This window comes from Amycolatopsis sp. NPDC052450 (assembly GCF_044547565.1).
Lineage (GTDB): Bacteria > Actinomycetota > Actinomycetes > Mycobacteriales > Pseudonocardiaceae > Amycolatopsis.
In genome coordinates, this window is sequence record NZ_JBIUAQ010000010.1 from 169,359 (window position 1) to 183,656 (window position 14,298).

Genomic DNA, 14,298 nt, shown 5'->3' on the forward strand with positions numbered 1-14,298 from the left:
TTTGCGTCAGAGCAAGTGCGAGTAGTCGGTGGCGGGTGAATCGGGCGGGCGGTGCACCGGGAGCGGGACCGCTGGTGCCGCACGGGGGTCGCGTAGCCACGTCGCGAAGTCCGGCGGTCCGCACCGCAACGGCGGGCGCGGGTCGTCAGGGTCGAGGCGGTGCCAGCGGTCGCCACCACCCGCCGTCATGTGCGCGGCACCGTCGAAGTGGGTGATGATCCAGTCGTTGCTGTGGCTGGATTCCCAGTCCCACGGCCACCCGTTCCGGGGTTCGTGCGCGGCGCCGAGTCCCCCGACCGCCCACATCAGCAGCAGGTCCTTCACCACCGCCCGGTACGCCGACGGCTCGCGCGCGGTCAGTGTGGCGCGGCCGTGAGACAACTTGAGGAGGTTGTCGGGGTGGCAGGCGAACTGCAGCGAACCCAGCCAGTGCGCAGTCGGTCCGGTGCCGAGGTAGAAGTCGGTGCGCGTGACCAACACGAAGTCCTCTCCTGGCGGGCTTGCTGGGTCAGAGGTCCTCGCGGACGGGGCATCCAGGTGTGTGGCCTACGCCGAAGGTCAGTCCGGGCGGGCACGGCACCGAGGTGCCCGTGGCCCGTGCGTCGAGGTAGCGGCCCAGCGCGGCAGGGTCGTTGGCCGCGAGCAGCGGCACCTCGCCACCGCACTCCGGGCACGGCCCGAGGACACGCAGGTCGTCCACCGTGCCGTTGCAACAGGTCAACCGGTACTCGGTGCCGCCGTCGGCGATGGTCACCAGAAACCAGTGCCACCCGCCGTGCTGACGGTCGGGGTCATCGGTCACCGTCACCGCCGTCCTCGCCACACCGAACTCCTCGGCCACGTCACGCCCCAAGGCGCGGCGGAGGGCGGCACGCTTGAGGTAGGCGGGATCACGGCCGACGTCAGAACCCGGGTCTTGTCGGCGAGCCCGGTCGAAGGCCTCGCGAGCGCGCCCGGCAAGCGTGGTACCTCGCCAAGCCGGAGGCCTCTCGCTGTGAAGAGTGATGCTGTGCCAGTCATTCTCGACGTTGTCGATGCCGCGAACAACGTCGGGCAGGTACAACACTCGGCGGCCGTCGAAGGTGTATGCGCCGCCCACGTGGAGGTTCCTGCGCCGCCACGTCTTCCACGTCGCGAGGTCGTGATTGCAGCCGGACACCGCTGGCCCGAAACCGCACATCGACCATGCCTCAGCCAGGGTGTCCAGCGCGGCATAGAAGTCGGTCTCGGTGGCAGCGGTCAGGAATCGCCGTCCGACAGGCAGCAAGGCGACGGTCGCGGGATCTGGTGTCCCGTCCGGGTATGCGGATTCCAGGTAGCCGACGTACTGGGTCCCTGGGCCCGTGCCGAGGAAGACCTCAACGCGGGAGACCTTGTGACTATTGCGGGAGCGCAGGCCTGTGAGGGTGGCGTTGATCGCGGTCATGTCGTCTCCTGGGTTTCCGTCGATGTGGATGGTGTGGTGGTGTCGACACGGAGTGCCTGTGCGAGCGCGGGAATGCGGGCGAGCGCGTCGTCGACCGACATGGTCAGCGTGATGCTCATGCGGTCGCCCCTCAGGAAGTAGATGCGGGCGGGCTCGGGTGCCTGCGGGAACGCGCTTTCCAACTGGTCGGCGATCTCGCGCTGAGCTTCGTATTGGCGCGTTTGGGCTTGGAGGCGTTCGCGTCGGGCGGTCTGGGCGCGGTCGAGCCACTGGTGGAAGGCCGGGATCAGTCGCTGGTGGATATGGGTCGCGACCTCGGCGGCCGGGGCACCGACAGCGAACCTGACAACAGGGAATGGGTCTCGGCGGTGCCAAAGGAAGACATCGTCAAGTTCTCGCGGGAGGTCCCCGGGAACGAGCTGGTAACACCACGCGCCCGGCCCTGGTACCGGTTGGAAACCGACACTGACTCCGGTGGCCAAGCACACGACGTCCGCGACCTGGTCTCGGCCACGGCCACGGCCAACCGTCCACTTGCCCGGTAGCGCGGTCGCGACGTCGATCGCAGCAAGAGCCACCCGACCTTCTTTGCTGATGCGTGCGGGTTTGTCAGCCGTCTCGACGGCTGTCGTTGTCATGACCGGGGCTCCTTTCGGTGTCCCGCGCGGAGTTCCGACGCGTTCGCGGAGTAGAGGCAGTGCGGGTGATGGGCGGGGTCGTCGTGGAATTCGAAGGGCGCGGTGTCGCAGAAGCGCTCCTCGGACTCGGGGTCGAGGTGGGCGCCGAGGTCGGCGAGGCCGGCGACTCGCACGATGGGGACCCGCGGTGCCTCGCAGTCCGGGCACGGGCCGAGCAGCAGCCAGGACCACATCACGAACCCGGACAGGTCGGGGATGAAGTACCAGCGGCGGCCGTCGTTGGTGACCTCGATCAAATCTCCCGGGGTGAGGGCCCCGGTGCCGTAGTGGCGGTCCGGGTCGTCCCGCACGAGCACGGTGTCGGCACCGACGCCGAGCGCGGCCGCGATATGGCTTGTCGTGATCGCGCGGCGATTCCACGAAGACTGGGCACCGTGGCGATCGGCGAACGCGCGCGGCGCGATGGCGCGGTGAAGGCGGGCGACGGTGATCGCGCGGTCGGCCAGCGAGGCAGGTGTCCTGCTGGGTGTTTCGTCGGTGGTCATCACGACCACCCCAGCGCGTCGGTGACGGGCGCGGGCACGTATCCGACCTGGTCGCTCGCGCCTAGCCACACCACGGGCTGATCGGCGCGATCCTGGATGCACACGACGCGCGCGAGAAGGTTTTCCAGGGGGTAGGCGGGTTGTGTCGCGAGCCGTACGGGGGCGGCGGGGTCGTAGTGGTCGAGGGCGGCGATCAGCTCGCCGACGGTGGCGATGGTGGTGTCGGTCATCGGTGGTCATCTCCAGTTCGCGGGTGGTTGTGGGCCCGGGCGGGGCGGGCATGAGGGGGAGGGTGTCCGCCCCGCCCGGGGTCTGTGGGTGGTTAGCGTGTGGCTCGTAGTGCGGCGGTGGCGGCTTGTCCGATGGCGCGGGCGGTGGCGGCGGGGTTGGTGAGGGTGTGCAGGGTGACGCCGTCCATCGGTTGGTTGGCGGGGTCGTCGTCGGGTAGGAGCCATAGGACCGCGCATCCGGTGGCGCGTAGGCGATCGAGGAGCCGCTGGCCCGGTTCGCGGGTCTCGTCTTCGAAGATCCCGTCGGAGATGATCACCAGAAGACGGGCGGCGTTCGGGCGAGACAGGCCGAGGGCGCCGTCGAGGGCTTCGGTGGCGTCGTCGATGGCGTGACCGCCATAGCCCGTGGTGAACTCGGTGACCCGGGCGGGGGTGGTTCCGGGGTGGGTGATCGGCGTGATGCGGCGCGACCCGAAGGTCACGGTGGCGGTAGTGGCGGGCACGTCGGTGTGGTGTGCGGCGGCGGCGAGAATCCACGCGGCCGAGGCGACCGGTTTCGTGTACTCCTCCATGGACCCGGTGACGTCGCAGATGATGCCGAGCCGTAGCGGTGGTGCGGGAACGGTTTTGCGGGTGGTGCGGGTGAACGGTTCGGCGGTGGGGATGGCGCCCGCCGCGCGTTGCGCGGCGGCGGTCATCGCGCCGCGCACCCGGAGTCGCCCGGGCGGTATGGCCGAGGTGGTCGTGGTGGCGGTGCGGTCACGGACCCCGGCGGTGGTCAGCGCGCGGGCCAGTTGCCGCGCGGCGGCCCGTTCCGCCGTGGTCGGCGGGCGGGTGCCCGTGATGTGGCTGGCGTACGGGCTGGTCCCGTGGCCGAAGGTTTTGTTCGCCGCGCTGGCCGCGCGGGCGCGGGCGGCGTCCTCGGCGGCGCGGGCCTCCATGGCGTCGGTGACGGGGTCGGTGGGCGCGGGGTCGGCGGCAGCCGAGTTGACGATGGCGATGGCGGCGGCGGTGATCGCTTGCGCCAATGGTGACGGCGTGCCGTTCCCGCTACCGGGCTGCGCGCCCGGGTCGGCCGTGCCGCGCTGGGGCGGCGGCTGGTCGGGGTCGTCGCCGAGTGCTTCGCACCAGCGGCACCCGAGTTCGATCATGGCGGTGGCGTTGTCGTCGGCGACACGGTGCGCCGTACGCCAGATGGCGCGCAACTGGGCGAGGGTGTCGTCGCCGAGAATGCCGCGCACGACCCGTTCGACCCGGGCGACTTCCCGACCGTTGAGGACACCGCCGTCCACACGTGCCAGCAGCAGCGCGGCGGACTGCGCGGCATCCTGTTTCGTCATGGTCGGTGCGGCGGCCGGGTCGTTGGCGCGGGTGTCGGCGAGGATGAGCTTCGTCGCGCTGCCACGCAGCCAATACCGGTCCTGCGGGCGGCGCCGCAACTGCGCGGCCTCGATCCGGGACTCTTCCAACAGGATCGCGGCCGCCGCCGCGCCCGGTGGCGCCCCGGGAGGTTCACGCCATACCGAGTGTTTCGCGTGGGCGGATTCGTGGGTCAGCAGCCCCCATGCTGTGCGGTAGCGCTTGCGGTCCCCGACCCGGTGCGGTTCGACGGTGGCGGGGTCGACCCCGCTGGGGAGGTGGATTCCGTCGACTTCGATGGCGGCGAGGTCGGGGAAGAAACACGCTGGGGCGTCGTGTCCCGCACCGGGGGCGACGGTGACCACGAGGTCGTCGCGGTCGGCGATGGCGGGGACCTCGTCCCCGAACCGGGCCGACAGGGTCAGCCATCCCGGGGCGGCGGGGAACACGGCGGTCGGTGTGGCGGCGGGTGCGGCGATGTGCGCGGTCATCGTTGTGTCCTTTCCGGACGGTCGTGGGCGGCGGGAACCGGTGGGGACGCGGCTAGAACTGTTCGCCGACGGTGAGCGGGGCGACGTGGGCGCCGAAGATGTTGCGGACCACGTCGGCGACGATGTCCTGGTCTTCTTCCGGCGCGGCGGCGATCAGGTTTCCGGCGGCGGTCATCGGGTCCAGCGCGGCGGCGGTGTCTTTCGCGGCGAGGAGTTCGCGCATCTGGGGCGCCCACCCGATCTCGCCCTTCTTCTGCCGTCCGGCGAGGTTTTTCGCGACCCGCACCACTTTCGGGTCGACGCCGATCCGGGCGGCGAGGTCGTAGTCGGTGGTCACCTCGATTTTGACCCGGAACCTCGACGCCAGCGCAGGGCTCAGTACCGCGCCGTGCACCCCGGGGTTGTGCCCGCCCACCACGTAGAACCCGGGTGCGGCGTCGACACGCTCCCAGTTGTTGGCCTTGATCGTGATGTGCCCGCGCCCGTCCATGACGGGATACACCACCGCGAGCACGGGCGCCGGGATGAGGGTGAAGTCGTCGATGAAGAACGCGCGCCCTTCACGCATCGCGGTCACCAGCGGCCCGTGCGCGAACGCGTAACTCCCGCCCGATGTGGGCACGTACCCGCCCACGATGTCGTCCACCGTGGTGTCACTGTCGCCCGGAAGGGTCACCGCGTCACCGAACGCGGCCTCGACCAGCGACGTCTTGCCCGTACCCGGGGGCCCGTACAGCAGCGAGGGAATCTTGTTCTGCCGCAACCGCCGCAACACCGTCACATCCGAACTGCCCGCCAGCTTGCGCGGGTGGTAGAGCTGTCCGTTCGGGCGCTGTACCGGTGCGGTCACCAGCGCGGGCGTGGTCACCTTTTTCGGCCCGGGGCAGCGTTTCGGTGTGACGGGCGCGGGCGGCGTGGTGGCGTCGCCTGTCGCGGGGTCGGTGGTGCGGGTACTGATCACGACGGTCGCGGCGGCGGCGGGAGTGTTGGCGTTGGCGCGGTAGGCGCGGGACGGCTGCCCCATGTAGTCCGCTTCCCCGCGCGTGGCGAGGGTTTCCAGGGCGTTGCCCACCGCGCCGGATGACCGGTTCAGGAGACGAGCGGCGGCGCCCGCCGTCACTCCGGCGTTGGCGGGTTGCTGGGTGAGCAGTTCGGCCACCATGCGGCGGAGTTCGCCGTTTCGCAACCGGTGGGCCGCGCCCGGGGCGGCGGGCGCGGTGCCCGTGGCCGGAGTCGTGGCGTTCGTGGTCATCGTGCTGGTTTCCCTTCACAGCAATGGGTTTCGGCGGTCATGGTGGGCGGGGACCGGGGCGGGTGGCGCGGGATGGCTACGCGCGGCGCGACGTGGTGATGAGCGCGAGCACGGCGTGGCCTTCGCTGGGGGCGGAGTATTCGGTGCCGTCGGCGGTCACCACCCGCCATTCGGATTGCCGCACGATGTCGGCGGGAAAGTAGCTACCGATGAAACGCCCGTCGGGACCGGTTACGGTGCCGTACAACAGTTGTTGACGGTCGGCGGGGTCGATCAACACACCCGTGACGGTGCAGTCGTTTTCGGTGTTGGTGCGGGTCACCACTTCGGGTTGCACGTCGCGGCTTATGGTCGGGTCGACCACGTACACCACGCGTTCCGGCTGGTTGTCGTCGTGGTTCATGGTGTTGCCCCTTTCGTTGCGGTGTCGCGGTTTCGCAGTCGGGTAATCAGTGGACGCGGTGGGGAAGTCGGCCGACGACGGCGACGGTGTGGGTGGTGTCGTCGTAGGTCGCGGCGTCGATCACGTGCCCGCATCCGTCGCACTTGTACAAGGGTTCGACCCACCGTTCGGGGGCGTGGGCGGCGTCATCGCCGTTGCTGTCGATCATGCAAAAACCGCTACTGTGTGGCGTGTTCCCGCACACGCACACCCAGCGTTCGCAGTCGTGGGCGGTGATCGTGGCGACAGTGGCCGCGCGCATGGTCGGCACGTCCGGGTGCGGCGCGGCGGGGTTGTGGTTCATGGTGTTCGGCCCCTTTCGCGGTGGGCACGGTGGGCGTGGTCAGTGGGTGGCCGCGAATTCGGCTTCCGCCGCTTCGGCGTCGCGGGTGTGGGATTCGGCGGCCGCGTCGGCGGTGTCGTGGTCGGGGTAGGTGTTGGACCAACCGCAATAGCAGTGCGCGGCGGCGGTGCCGCCCGGGTTGTCGGTGGTGTCGGCGTAGCACATAGCAATCCCCAATCACGTGTTTGCCGGTTTTCCGCTTTCCGGGGGACCATTCGCGCCCGGTGCGGTGGTTTGTGATGATTTCCGGTTTTCCCGGTGACACAACAAACGTAACTCGACCCCGGGCGCCCGCGCAATAGTTTTCCGGGGTCAATTTCGGGGAATTTTGCCTATATTTTCGCGTGAATGCGCGCGATTTCACGGACATGTTTGCCCAGGTCAGGCGGTTGCAGATTGCCCAAGAAGGGAGTGGCCGGCTACAGCTGAAACCGCGGGTAAATGTAGTTTGTTTTAATAAAAGAGAGAAAGAGAACAGAAGAAAGGGGGCAGGTGAGTGAGGTGCAAGGGTGAGCGCTGGTGAAACGATGAGGAAGCCGCGTGACATCGCCGCCGGGCCTGATGTGTTCACCTGCTTGGTGTCAAGCGAGTCTGGGATACCGGTGGATCCCCCTTTAGGGGGCGTGACCTGCGGGAACGACTGACACGGGGGGATCCGCCTTAAGCGGATACCGGAGGACGAGGCTGATTGGCCGGGTCGGCGGTCCCACGGTTGGCAGTCACGCTCCGCATAGGCGGAGGCGGCGGGCGCGGCACTGAGTGACCGCGCCGTCGGCTCGGGCCTGCTGTTCAAGGTGGTGTCCGCGCGCAGGGTATGCGGGTCGCCATGGTGGCGCCAGAGTATTTTTGTGGCGCGCGAGAGTCGCCGATAACACTCGACGAGAGTCGATGTCAGAGGTGCAGGGGAATGCAATTGTGCGCCCACGAAATTCTTTTTCTTTGACCTCGATGGTTGTGCTGCCACGGTCGACGCTAGCATCGGCACGGGCGGAATCGCGGCGGGAAATCGAGGTATTTCGCTGTTCCGCACAAATACCTTTACCGCGCGGGAAACACGCCTCGATCCCGAATGGACATGGCGTGTTCGCGAACCGGTGGCGTGTTCATTCATGGCGCCGTGGATCGGGAGAAGTCCCCGACCGGTATCCCGGTGTCGCGGGCGCGTAACCGCTTGGCGAGGTCGGCGGTGTCCGCGGTGGGCGTCGTGTCGATTTCAGCGAGGCGGGTTCGCAGGAGGTCCAAGGTGCGGGAGATCGCGTCGTGCCAGCCGAGTGCGTGCTGCAGGCGCATGATGTCGCGGTAGATCAGTTCGTTGTGCGGATCGAACGCCCGCGCGGTTTCCAGCAGATCCAAGGTGTAGTCGGGGTCGGCCTCAACGCGGACGCGGGCGAGCGCGGCCACGGCGTCGAGCGCGTCGCGCCGGGTCGCTTCCCGGGCGGCGATGAGCCAGTCGGAGTCCAGGCCGTCGGCCAGGGCGCCGCCGTAGTGCGCCACGATCGCCTCATAGGCGTCGGTGCGTCGCTCAGCCGCGGCGGTGCGCCGGCGGGTCACCGCGTCGGCGAAGGACCAGTAGTCGACCTCCACCACGGCGGGGTCGAGCCGGTACTGGCCGTGCTCGGCCAGGACCAGGTCGCCGGCGGTGCCGCGGGTGGCGGTGTCGAGGGCGCGGCGGATGCGGGACAGAACGGTGCGCAGCACGCTGGCGGGGTTGCGGGGCGGGTCGTTCGGCCAGAGAGCGTCGACGATCGCATCCCGGGACACCCCTCCGGGATGTACCGCGAGGAAGACCAGCAGTTCGAGCGGGCGGTTGCTCAGCGCGCCGGACACGTCGCGCAGCTCCCCCTCAGCCTTGCGAGGGTCGGAGCGCCAGTGCAGGGCAGGGGCACCGAACACTGTCAGCGCGAGTGGCGCCGGTGGGCTCGGATCCCTGCCGGTCACATGTGGGCGTGGTTCCTCGCCCGGTTCGCTGGCCGGGGGTGAATCCGGTGCGGGCGGTCCTGCGGTGATCTCCAGTCGTCGCGGGTCGCCTGCGGCGTTCTGCGGCGCGGCCCGGGGCGTCGTGCCCGGTGGTGTCACTGTCTTCCCAGGTGCGGGGTTGTCACGGGGCGGGTCGGCGTCGGTGGTGCCGCTGCTGTGGGGTGCGGTGGTGCGGAGGAAGGCCAGGAGGTCTCGGGTCGCGGTCTCGGGCAGGGTGAAGGCGCGGGCTCCTCGCAGGGGTTCGCCGAGTCCGGGATCGGTGGCCGAAATGACTCCGCCGGCGGTGACGTAGGCGGTCACGCCGGCGCGCCATTGGCCCAGCAGCAGCGCGGTGATCCCGTGCTGGCCGTTGTTGTCGAGCAGGTGCTGCAGCCGCAACTGCTGCCCGGGGTCACCGGGTGGGGTTGCGATCACGACAGCGCGCCGCGGCGGCGCCGCGGCGTCGAAGGCGGTCAGGGCGGTGTCCAGGTCGTCCACCACGGTGATCGATGTCGGCAGGTCTGTGGCCGCTCCTGGCACACCGAGCAGGCGGGCCACGTCTGCGCCGGGCACGTAAACCCTGAGCGTGGGTGCGTTCTCGGAGCAGGTGGCCAGGAGGGTGAGCAGCAGGGCGCGGACCGCGGCGTAACCGCCTGGTCCGACCAGGCCGAGCCCGTGGACACGGGCCAGGTCGAGGGCGACCTGGTTCCCCTCGCCTGCTGCGGCGGCCTTGCCGTCGAGGTCAGGGGGCGTGGCGTCGAGCGCGATGTCGACCACGGACGGCAGCGTCGCCGGTCCGACGCCGGTCCCGGGGGCGCCGATCACGCGGCGGACACGAGGCGCGAGCACCCTCAGCCGACCTTCGTCACCAGCTCCTTCTGGTGCGGTGGTCGACCGCGGTGCCAGGTCTCCGCCACCAGGTTCACGACCGGCCAGGTCGCCGATCGCGGTGTCGGCGTCGGCGTTCAGATCGTGGTCTTCGTCGCGGTGCCGGGCGCACAGATGGGCCAGCCGCAGCTGATACACCACCGGGGCGACCGGCAGGTCGTCTTCGCGCCGGCCGCTGCCGGGCCGGTAGCGCGCGTGGCGCCGCCGTCGCGCGAGCACGAGCAGGGCACTGACCGCCGCGGCCAGGCCCAGGCTGACGAACACCTCACCGCTCCCCCAGCTCACCGCGCCCCCGGCAGATCCATCCGCGGCAGGGACGGCCGTTGGCGTCGGGCGGGACGTCGCGACCGGAGGAGTTCGCGAGGAGGGTGGCGCGGTCGTGCTCGGTGCCGGTGGTGCTGATTCGGGCGGGGACAACGAGGATGCGGGCGGCTCCGGTTGGGGCGGCGTCGGCGGGTCGGGCGGCCGGCTGGTGCCGGGCAGGTGGAGGGTGTCGCCGGGGTGGATCAGGTTCGGATTGGCCAGGATCCGTCCTCCAGGCTGGACGCTGCCGCGGTTGAGGGCCCAGAGCTCCGGCCAGCGATCACCCTCGCCCAGGCAGCGCTGCGCGATCCTCCACAGCGAGTCGTACACCCCGTTCTCCGGTGGCTGGACCCGCTCGGTTCCGGGCTGGACCGGAAGCTGCTCATCGACGACCGGTGTCGCGGAGACGGGAGCGGTGACGGCCACCTCAATGTGACCGGCGGGGTGCGCGATGTCGGCGGGGTTGAGGGGTGCGGCGGTGGCCGTGCGGCCCAGCACGGCCACGAGCAGGGCGCCGATAAGCACGGCCGCGACCCGCCGCACCGGGCCTGCCTGCCGTTTCAGGTCCGGTAGCCCGCCGCGGGCGACGTCGGCCGCGCACGCGGCGAGGTCGAGGACGAACACGAGCCACAGCAGCCAGGCCAGGCAGGCGAGGGCGTCGAGCAGGAACCGTGCTGACATGGGTGTCATCAGCGCTGTGCCGATTTCGTCCAGGCTAGGCAGGTGATCCGGCAACGGCCAGCCCACGCCGTGGATCAGCGCCCACGGAACCCCGGCCACCAGCGCGGCCAGCACGACTGCGGCGAGCAACCCGCGCACCGCCCGGCCCGGCAGCCGTGCGGTGTGCGTGAGCGGCGCACGGCCGAACATCAGTTACTCGCAGCGCCGACCGCTGCGCTGCCGCGGCGGACAGCGTCCTGTGCAGGTGCGGCGGGCTGGGCGGTGCGGGTTTCGGTGGCCGCGGGGGTGCCTGGGACACGGTTGTTCGTCGCGGTGCCGGGGCGTTTGCGTTTGCCGCCGCGGGCGGGCTTGGTCACCTGGTCTCGCCAGCGGGTGAGGTCGGCGGCGGGGACGTCGGTGACCTCGGCGAGCTCGGGCACGTCGATGACGTCGCCGGCCGCGGTGAGGACCTCGCCGAGCTCGCGTTCAAGGTCGGCGAGCTGCTCGGCCAGGTCGGCGTGTCGGCGGGCCAGCTCGCCCACCGTGCCGGCCGCCTGGGCGCGGCGTGCGCTGCGCGCGGAATCTCGCTCCTCGAGGCGTCGGGTGATCTCGTCGTTGGTGGTGACCATGCCGGTGTTCTCCCTCCAGTACGTGCCAGCGGGTCAGGGCTCGATGCCGGTGACCCCGCGCTGCGGATGGGCGGCGCCCCGCCCGTGGGTGTGGATGTCGCCGACCCCGGCCAGCGACAGCAGCTGGGTCCGGTAGACGGCGGTGACCTCGACGGTCACCGTGTCCCCGGTAGCCGTGACGGTGCCGGTGGCACCGACGCTGGCCAGGTATCGCTGCGCGAGTTCACGCGCCCGCACCGGGTCGATGCGGACAACGCCGTTGGCGCGATATGCGGCGAGGTCGAGCGCCTGGGCGCCGGCGCGGGCTGCGGACTCGGCTTGCCCGCCGGCGCGGATCTTGCTCGCCAGGGCGAGGCCGCCGTCCAGGCTCAGCCCGGTCAGCGCAAGCAGTCCGAGCAGGAGGGCGAGCACGAACGCTGTCACCCTGCCTTCCTCCGCCCGCCACCACCGCAAGCGGTACACGGACGTGCCGCTGCCCGGCGTGCCTGCGGGGTGAGCAGAATGGGCGGCGTGACCGCGCCCGAGACGGAACCGCCCGACCTGGGCGAGGATCGTTTGACCGCGTGGCATGAGGCTGGGCACGTGGTCGTCTATCTGCTGCGGGGCCGGTCGCTGCGCTACGTGACGCTGCGGCCGCGTGGCATCGGGCGCGTGGGTTTCACCGCTGTCCGGCCGCGCCGCGTCGACATGTCGTCGGTGGCGGTCGTCGCGCACGCCGGGCCGCTCGCCCAGGCCCGTCATGTCCTCGAGGTGACCAGCGAGGCCGAACGGCTGCATGAGGGCGTGACCGCAGAGGATGTTCGCCTCGGCGCCTACCTGCACGGCGGGCACGACGACCTCGCCCTGATTGTCGAAGCCCGCCGCGCGTACAGACTCGCGGTCGATCAGCCCGATCTGTGGGCCGCGATCGCGCAGGACCTCGTCGACCGGCACTGGACGGACATCAGCCGGATCGCCGAGGCGTTGCTTGAGCACCGGACGCTGACCGGCGCCCAGCTCCGCGCTCTCGTGCCGGGGATTCCACTCGCGCGCTGACGACGTCATCGGGCACCGCCAGGGCGGGCCTGGGACCGGTGGGTGTCCACCACTTCGCTGGCGGACGATTCCAGGGTTTTCTCGCCGGGGACGCCGAGCAGCGTGGCTTGTCCAAAGTCGACCGTGCACCTGACGTGCACGGTCACCGCGCTGGCGGGAACCAGCGTGCCCGACAGCGTGGTGGTCACCTCGCGGCACACCACACCCGCCTGAGCCAGCGCGGTGCCGGCCGTGTCGCGAGCGGCAGTGGCGGCGGCCGTGGTGGAGCGGTGCAGGGTGGCGGCGCGAGCGGCCTGGTGGGCGGCGTCGTCGAGCCGCAGCCGGGCGTCGACACCACGGTGCACCACCACGGCCAGCAACACCAGCAGCATGACCAGCACTGGTGTCACCAGCACGACTTCGGCAGTCACCGAGCCGCGCTCAGCACACCACCAGACCCGGATCCTTCCCACCTGTCGGCTCTCTCGCCACGTCACGACAAGCCCTCCCCTGCCGGGCCACCGGCGCCACGCGGTGCGGTCGCACGGTGAGGTGGGACCAGCGTCAGCCGGGGCCACTCCGTGGATGGCCGTTCCCAGGGGAATTCCCCGGCCTGGGTGAGGTCGCGGGCCGCGGTGACGTGAGCGAACACGTTCTGCGGCAGCACTTCCGCGGCCTGGGTCAGTCGGCGAAGGTGGTCGTGGCCGGGCAGAGCGGCCAGAACATCGCCGGTGCGGTGAGTCAGGTCGGTGCGCCGCAGTTTCGCTTCCCACGCTCGGGTCAGCAGCAGGCAGCCATGCAGATGCCGGGCGACCTCGCCCAGGCCGTGGTCGATCGTGGTGACCGCCTGGCGTGCCGCGGCCACCAGGTCCTCGCCGGCGTCGGGATCGGTGGCGAGTTCCTCGGCGAGGGCGCGCGCGTCGCGGCTGCGGTCGAGACAGCATAGGGCCTGCCACACCACCCGGTGCGCCTCACCGGGCAGCGCGGGGTCGATCCAGGCGCGGGCCGGTGTGCGGTGCAGCTCGTCGACTCCGGCCAGCAATTCCCGTACCAACCTCGCGGTATCGGGACCGAGGTCGGCGAAGTCCCTACTGCGCCAACCCTCACCGCGACGCAACCGGGTACCGGGAGTATCACCGTGCGGCCCCCGCCCCTCGCGGGCCACGCACGTAGCACGCCATCCGGCGAGCACGACGATCAGGACCACGGCGGTGAAAATGAACTTCCCGGCGAATCCGTTTCCCGCCACCAGCGCGAATCCCACGACAGTTGCCCCAAACAGTCCTTTCAGGACAATTCCCGGTCGCACCGCGGCGACGATCTGCCGACGCCGCCAGCGGCGTGCGGTAACGGCGGGATGAAGCAGCACGGTGTCCGGCCCGTCCGGGAACACCCCGTCGAGCACCGGCGAACGGCTGAGGTTGCCCATTAGGAGACTCCTGTCGATCTCGCACCAGAATCTGGCTCTGGATAAGGAAAAGTCAGGGCGTGGTGCCCGTGTCGGGCACGAAGCGCTCGACCTCGCCGGCGGTTTCGGCGTGCACGTGCAGCTGCACGCCGGGCAGGACCGTGGCGGCCTCACCACGGATACTCACCGCCACCGAGGTCGCGTCACGGGTCACGGTGAGCTGGGGCTCGCGGAGTGGGCCGGCGGCGAGGTCGTCGAGCAGCCGTTGTCCCGCGGCGTGTCCCGCGCCGGCGGTGCCGTGCTGGACGCGGGCCGCGGCAAGGGCTTGTGAGGCGGCGGTCTGGGCGACGTGGGTCGCGTGGGACCACACGGCGAACTGGATGATCGCCAGCAAAGCCAGCAGCAGCAAAGGTGTCGCGATGACCAGCTCGACGGTGACCTCGCCCCGGTCCCCGGACATGGCGTGCCGGATCCGGCGAGCCAGCGGGCCGCGCAGTCGCCGCGGTGAGCGGTTTCGGATCGGCATGGTCAGCCGATCCCGAGGTTGATCGAGTTGGCCTTTTCGGTCAGTTTCGCAACGATGATCGCGATGATCGTGATCGCGGCGATGGCCATCAGCGCGGTGACGATGACGGTGGTGGTGATCTCACCACGCTCAGGGTCCGCTCGCAGCACGGCGATCCTCACCGACACCACTGTCGATATCGTACGGAC

Annotated in this window: 18 protein-coding genes; 1 reads left to right on the forward strand and 17 read right to left on the reverse strand. The window is 70.4% G+C overall.

All coding sequences use genetic code 11. The features are described from left to right. Positions 1-6 precede the first annotated feature (6 nt). The 13 genes from ACIHAO_RS19155 to ACIHAO_RS19215 all read right to left on the reverse strand — a co-directional run bounded on the left by ACIHAO_RS19155 (position 7) and on the right by ACIHAO_RS19215 (position 11,585). On the reverse strand, positions 7-480 hold the full coding sequence (locus ACIHAO_RS19155; protein WP_396559540.1) for a hypothetical protein: 474 nt from the start codon (positions 478-480) through the stop codon (positions 7-9). A gap of 28 nt (positions 481-508) precedes the next feature. Continuing rightward, positions 509-1,426 (reverse strand): hypothetical protein, encoded by a 918-nt coding sequence (locus ACIHAO_RS19160; RefSeq protein WP_396559542.1) that lies wholly within the window; start codon positions 1,424-1,426, stop codon positions 509-511. Next, complete coding sequence (locus ACIHAO_RS19165; protein ID WP_396559544.1) at positions 1,423-2,064, reverse strand: hypothetical protein; 642 nt, start codon at positions 2,062-2,064, stop codon at positions 1,423-1,425. The genes ACIHAO_RS19160 and ACIHAO_RS19165 overlap by 4 nt, the downstream gene beginning before the upstream one ends. Further along, complete coding sequence (locus ACIHAO_RS19170) at positions 2,061-2,609, reverse strand: hypothetical protein (protein ID WP_396559546.1); 549 nt, start codon at positions 2,607-2,609, stop codon at positions 2,061-2,063. The genes ACIHAO_RS19165 and ACIHAO_RS19170 overlap by 4 nt, the downstream gene beginning before the upstream one ends. Beyond that, the gene (locus ACIHAO_RS19175; protein ID WP_396559548.1) at positions 2,609-2,839 is read right to left on the reverse strand and encodes a hypothetical protein; all 231 of its coding nucleotides are present in this window, start codon (positions 2,837-2,839) and stop codon (positions 2,609-2,611) included. The genes ACIHAO_RS19170 and ACIHAO_RS19175 overlap by 1 nt, the downstream gene beginning before the upstream one ends. Before the next feature lie 92 nt (positions 2,840-2,931). Continuing rightward, entirely contained in the window at positions 2,932-4,689 is a 1,758-nt protein-coding gene (locus tag ACIHAO_RS19180) for a VWA domain-containing protein (protein WP_396559550.1), read from the reverse strand. 52 nt (positions 4,690-4,741) lie between these two features. Beyond that, positions 4,742-5,941 carry an AAA family ATPase gene (locus ACIHAO_RS19185; RefSeq protein WP_396559552.1) on the reverse strand — a complete coding sequence of 400 codons (1,200 nt, stop codon included), beginning with the start codon at positions 5,939-5,941 and terminating at the stop codon, positions 4,742-4,744. 76 nt (positions 5,942-6,017) lie between these two features. After that, the gene (locus tag ACIHAO_RS19190) at positions 6,018-6,344 is read right to left on the reverse strand and encodes a hypothetical protein (protein WP_396559554.1); all 327 of its coding nucleotides are present in this window, start codon (positions 6,342-6,344) and stop codon (positions 6,018-6,020) included. Between the two features lie 46 nt (positions 6,345-6,390). Beyond that, the gene (locus tag ACIHAO_RS19195) at positions 6,391-6,687 is read right to left on the reverse strand and encodes a hypothetical protein (protein ID WP_396559556.1); all 297 of its coding nucleotides are present in this window, start codon (positions 6,685-6,687) and stop codon (positions 6,391-6,393) included. Between the two features lie 39 nt (positions 6,688-6,726). After that, positions 6,727-6,891, reverse strand: coding sequence for a hypothetical protein (locus ACIHAO_RS19200; protein ID WP_396559558.1), 165 nt, complete (start codon positions 6,889-6,891; stop codon positions 6,727-6,729). A gap of 942 nt (positions 6,892-7,833) precedes the next feature. Next, on the reverse strand, positions 7,834-10,743 hold the full coding sequence (locus tag ACIHAO_RS19205) for a BTAD domain-containing putative transcriptional regulator (RefSeq protein WP_396559560.1): 2,910 nt from the start codon (positions 10,741-10,743) through the stop codon (positions 7,834-7,836). Further along, on the reverse strand, positions 10,743-11,162 hold the full coding sequence (locus tag ACIHAO_RS19210; RefSeq protein ID WP_396559562.1) for a hypothetical protein: 420 nt from the start codon (positions 11,160-11,162) through the stop codon (positions 10,743-10,745). Before ACIHAO_RS19210 ends, ACIHAO_RS19205 begins: the two co-directional genes overlap by 1 nt. A gap of 33 nt (positions 11,163-11,195) precedes the next feature. After that, positions 11,196-11,585, reverse strand: a complete 390-nt coding sequence (locus tag ACIHAO_RS19215) for a hypothetical protein (RefSeq protein ID WP_396559564.1) — start codon at positions 11,583-11,585, stop codon at positions 11,196-11,198. A gap of 87 nt (positions 11,586-11,672) precedes the next feature. Here ACIHAO_RS19215 and ACIHAO_RS19220 point away from each other — a divergent pair, with 87 nt between their 5' ends. Beyond that, on the forward strand, positions 11,673-12,197 hold the full coding sequence (locus ACIHAO_RS19220; RefSeq protein ID WP_396559566.1) for a hypothetical protein: 525 nt from the start codon (positions 11,673-11,675) through the stop codon (positions 12,195-12,197). Between the two features lie 5 nt (positions 12,198-12,202). On the opposite strand, the gene ACIHAO_RS19225 is transcribed toward ACIHAO_RS19220, so the two are convergent. From ACIHAO_RS19225 to ACIHAO_RS19240, 4 genes are all read right to left on the reverse strand, one after another. Continuing rightward, positions 12,203-12,607 carry a TadE/TadG family type IV pilus assembly protein gene (locus ACIHAO_RS19225; protein ID WP_396559568.1) on the reverse strand — a complete coding sequence of 135 codons (405 nt, stop codon included), beginning with the start codon at positions 12,605-12,607 and terminating at the stop codon, positions 12,203-12,205. Between the two features lie 62 nt (positions 12,608-12,669). After that, complete coding sequence (locus ACIHAO_RS19230) at positions 12,670-13,605, reverse strand: hypothetical protein (protein WP_396559570.1); 936 nt, start codon at positions 13,603-13,605, stop codon at positions 12,670-12,672. A 52-nt stretch (positions 13,606-13,657) separates the two neighbouring features. Then, entirely contained in the window at positions 13,658-14,110 is a 453-nt protein-coding gene (locus tag ACIHAO_RS19235; RefSeq protein WP_396559572.1) for a TadE/TadG family type IV pilus assembly protein, read from the reverse strand. 2 nt (positions 14,111-14,112) lie between these two features. Continuing rightward, positions 14,113-14,280, reverse strand: a complete 168-nt coding sequence (locus ACIHAO_RS19240; protein ID WP_396559574.1) for a hypothetical protein — start codon at positions 14,278-14,280, stop codon at positions 14,113-14,115. Positions 14,281-14,298: the final 18 nt, after the last annotated feature.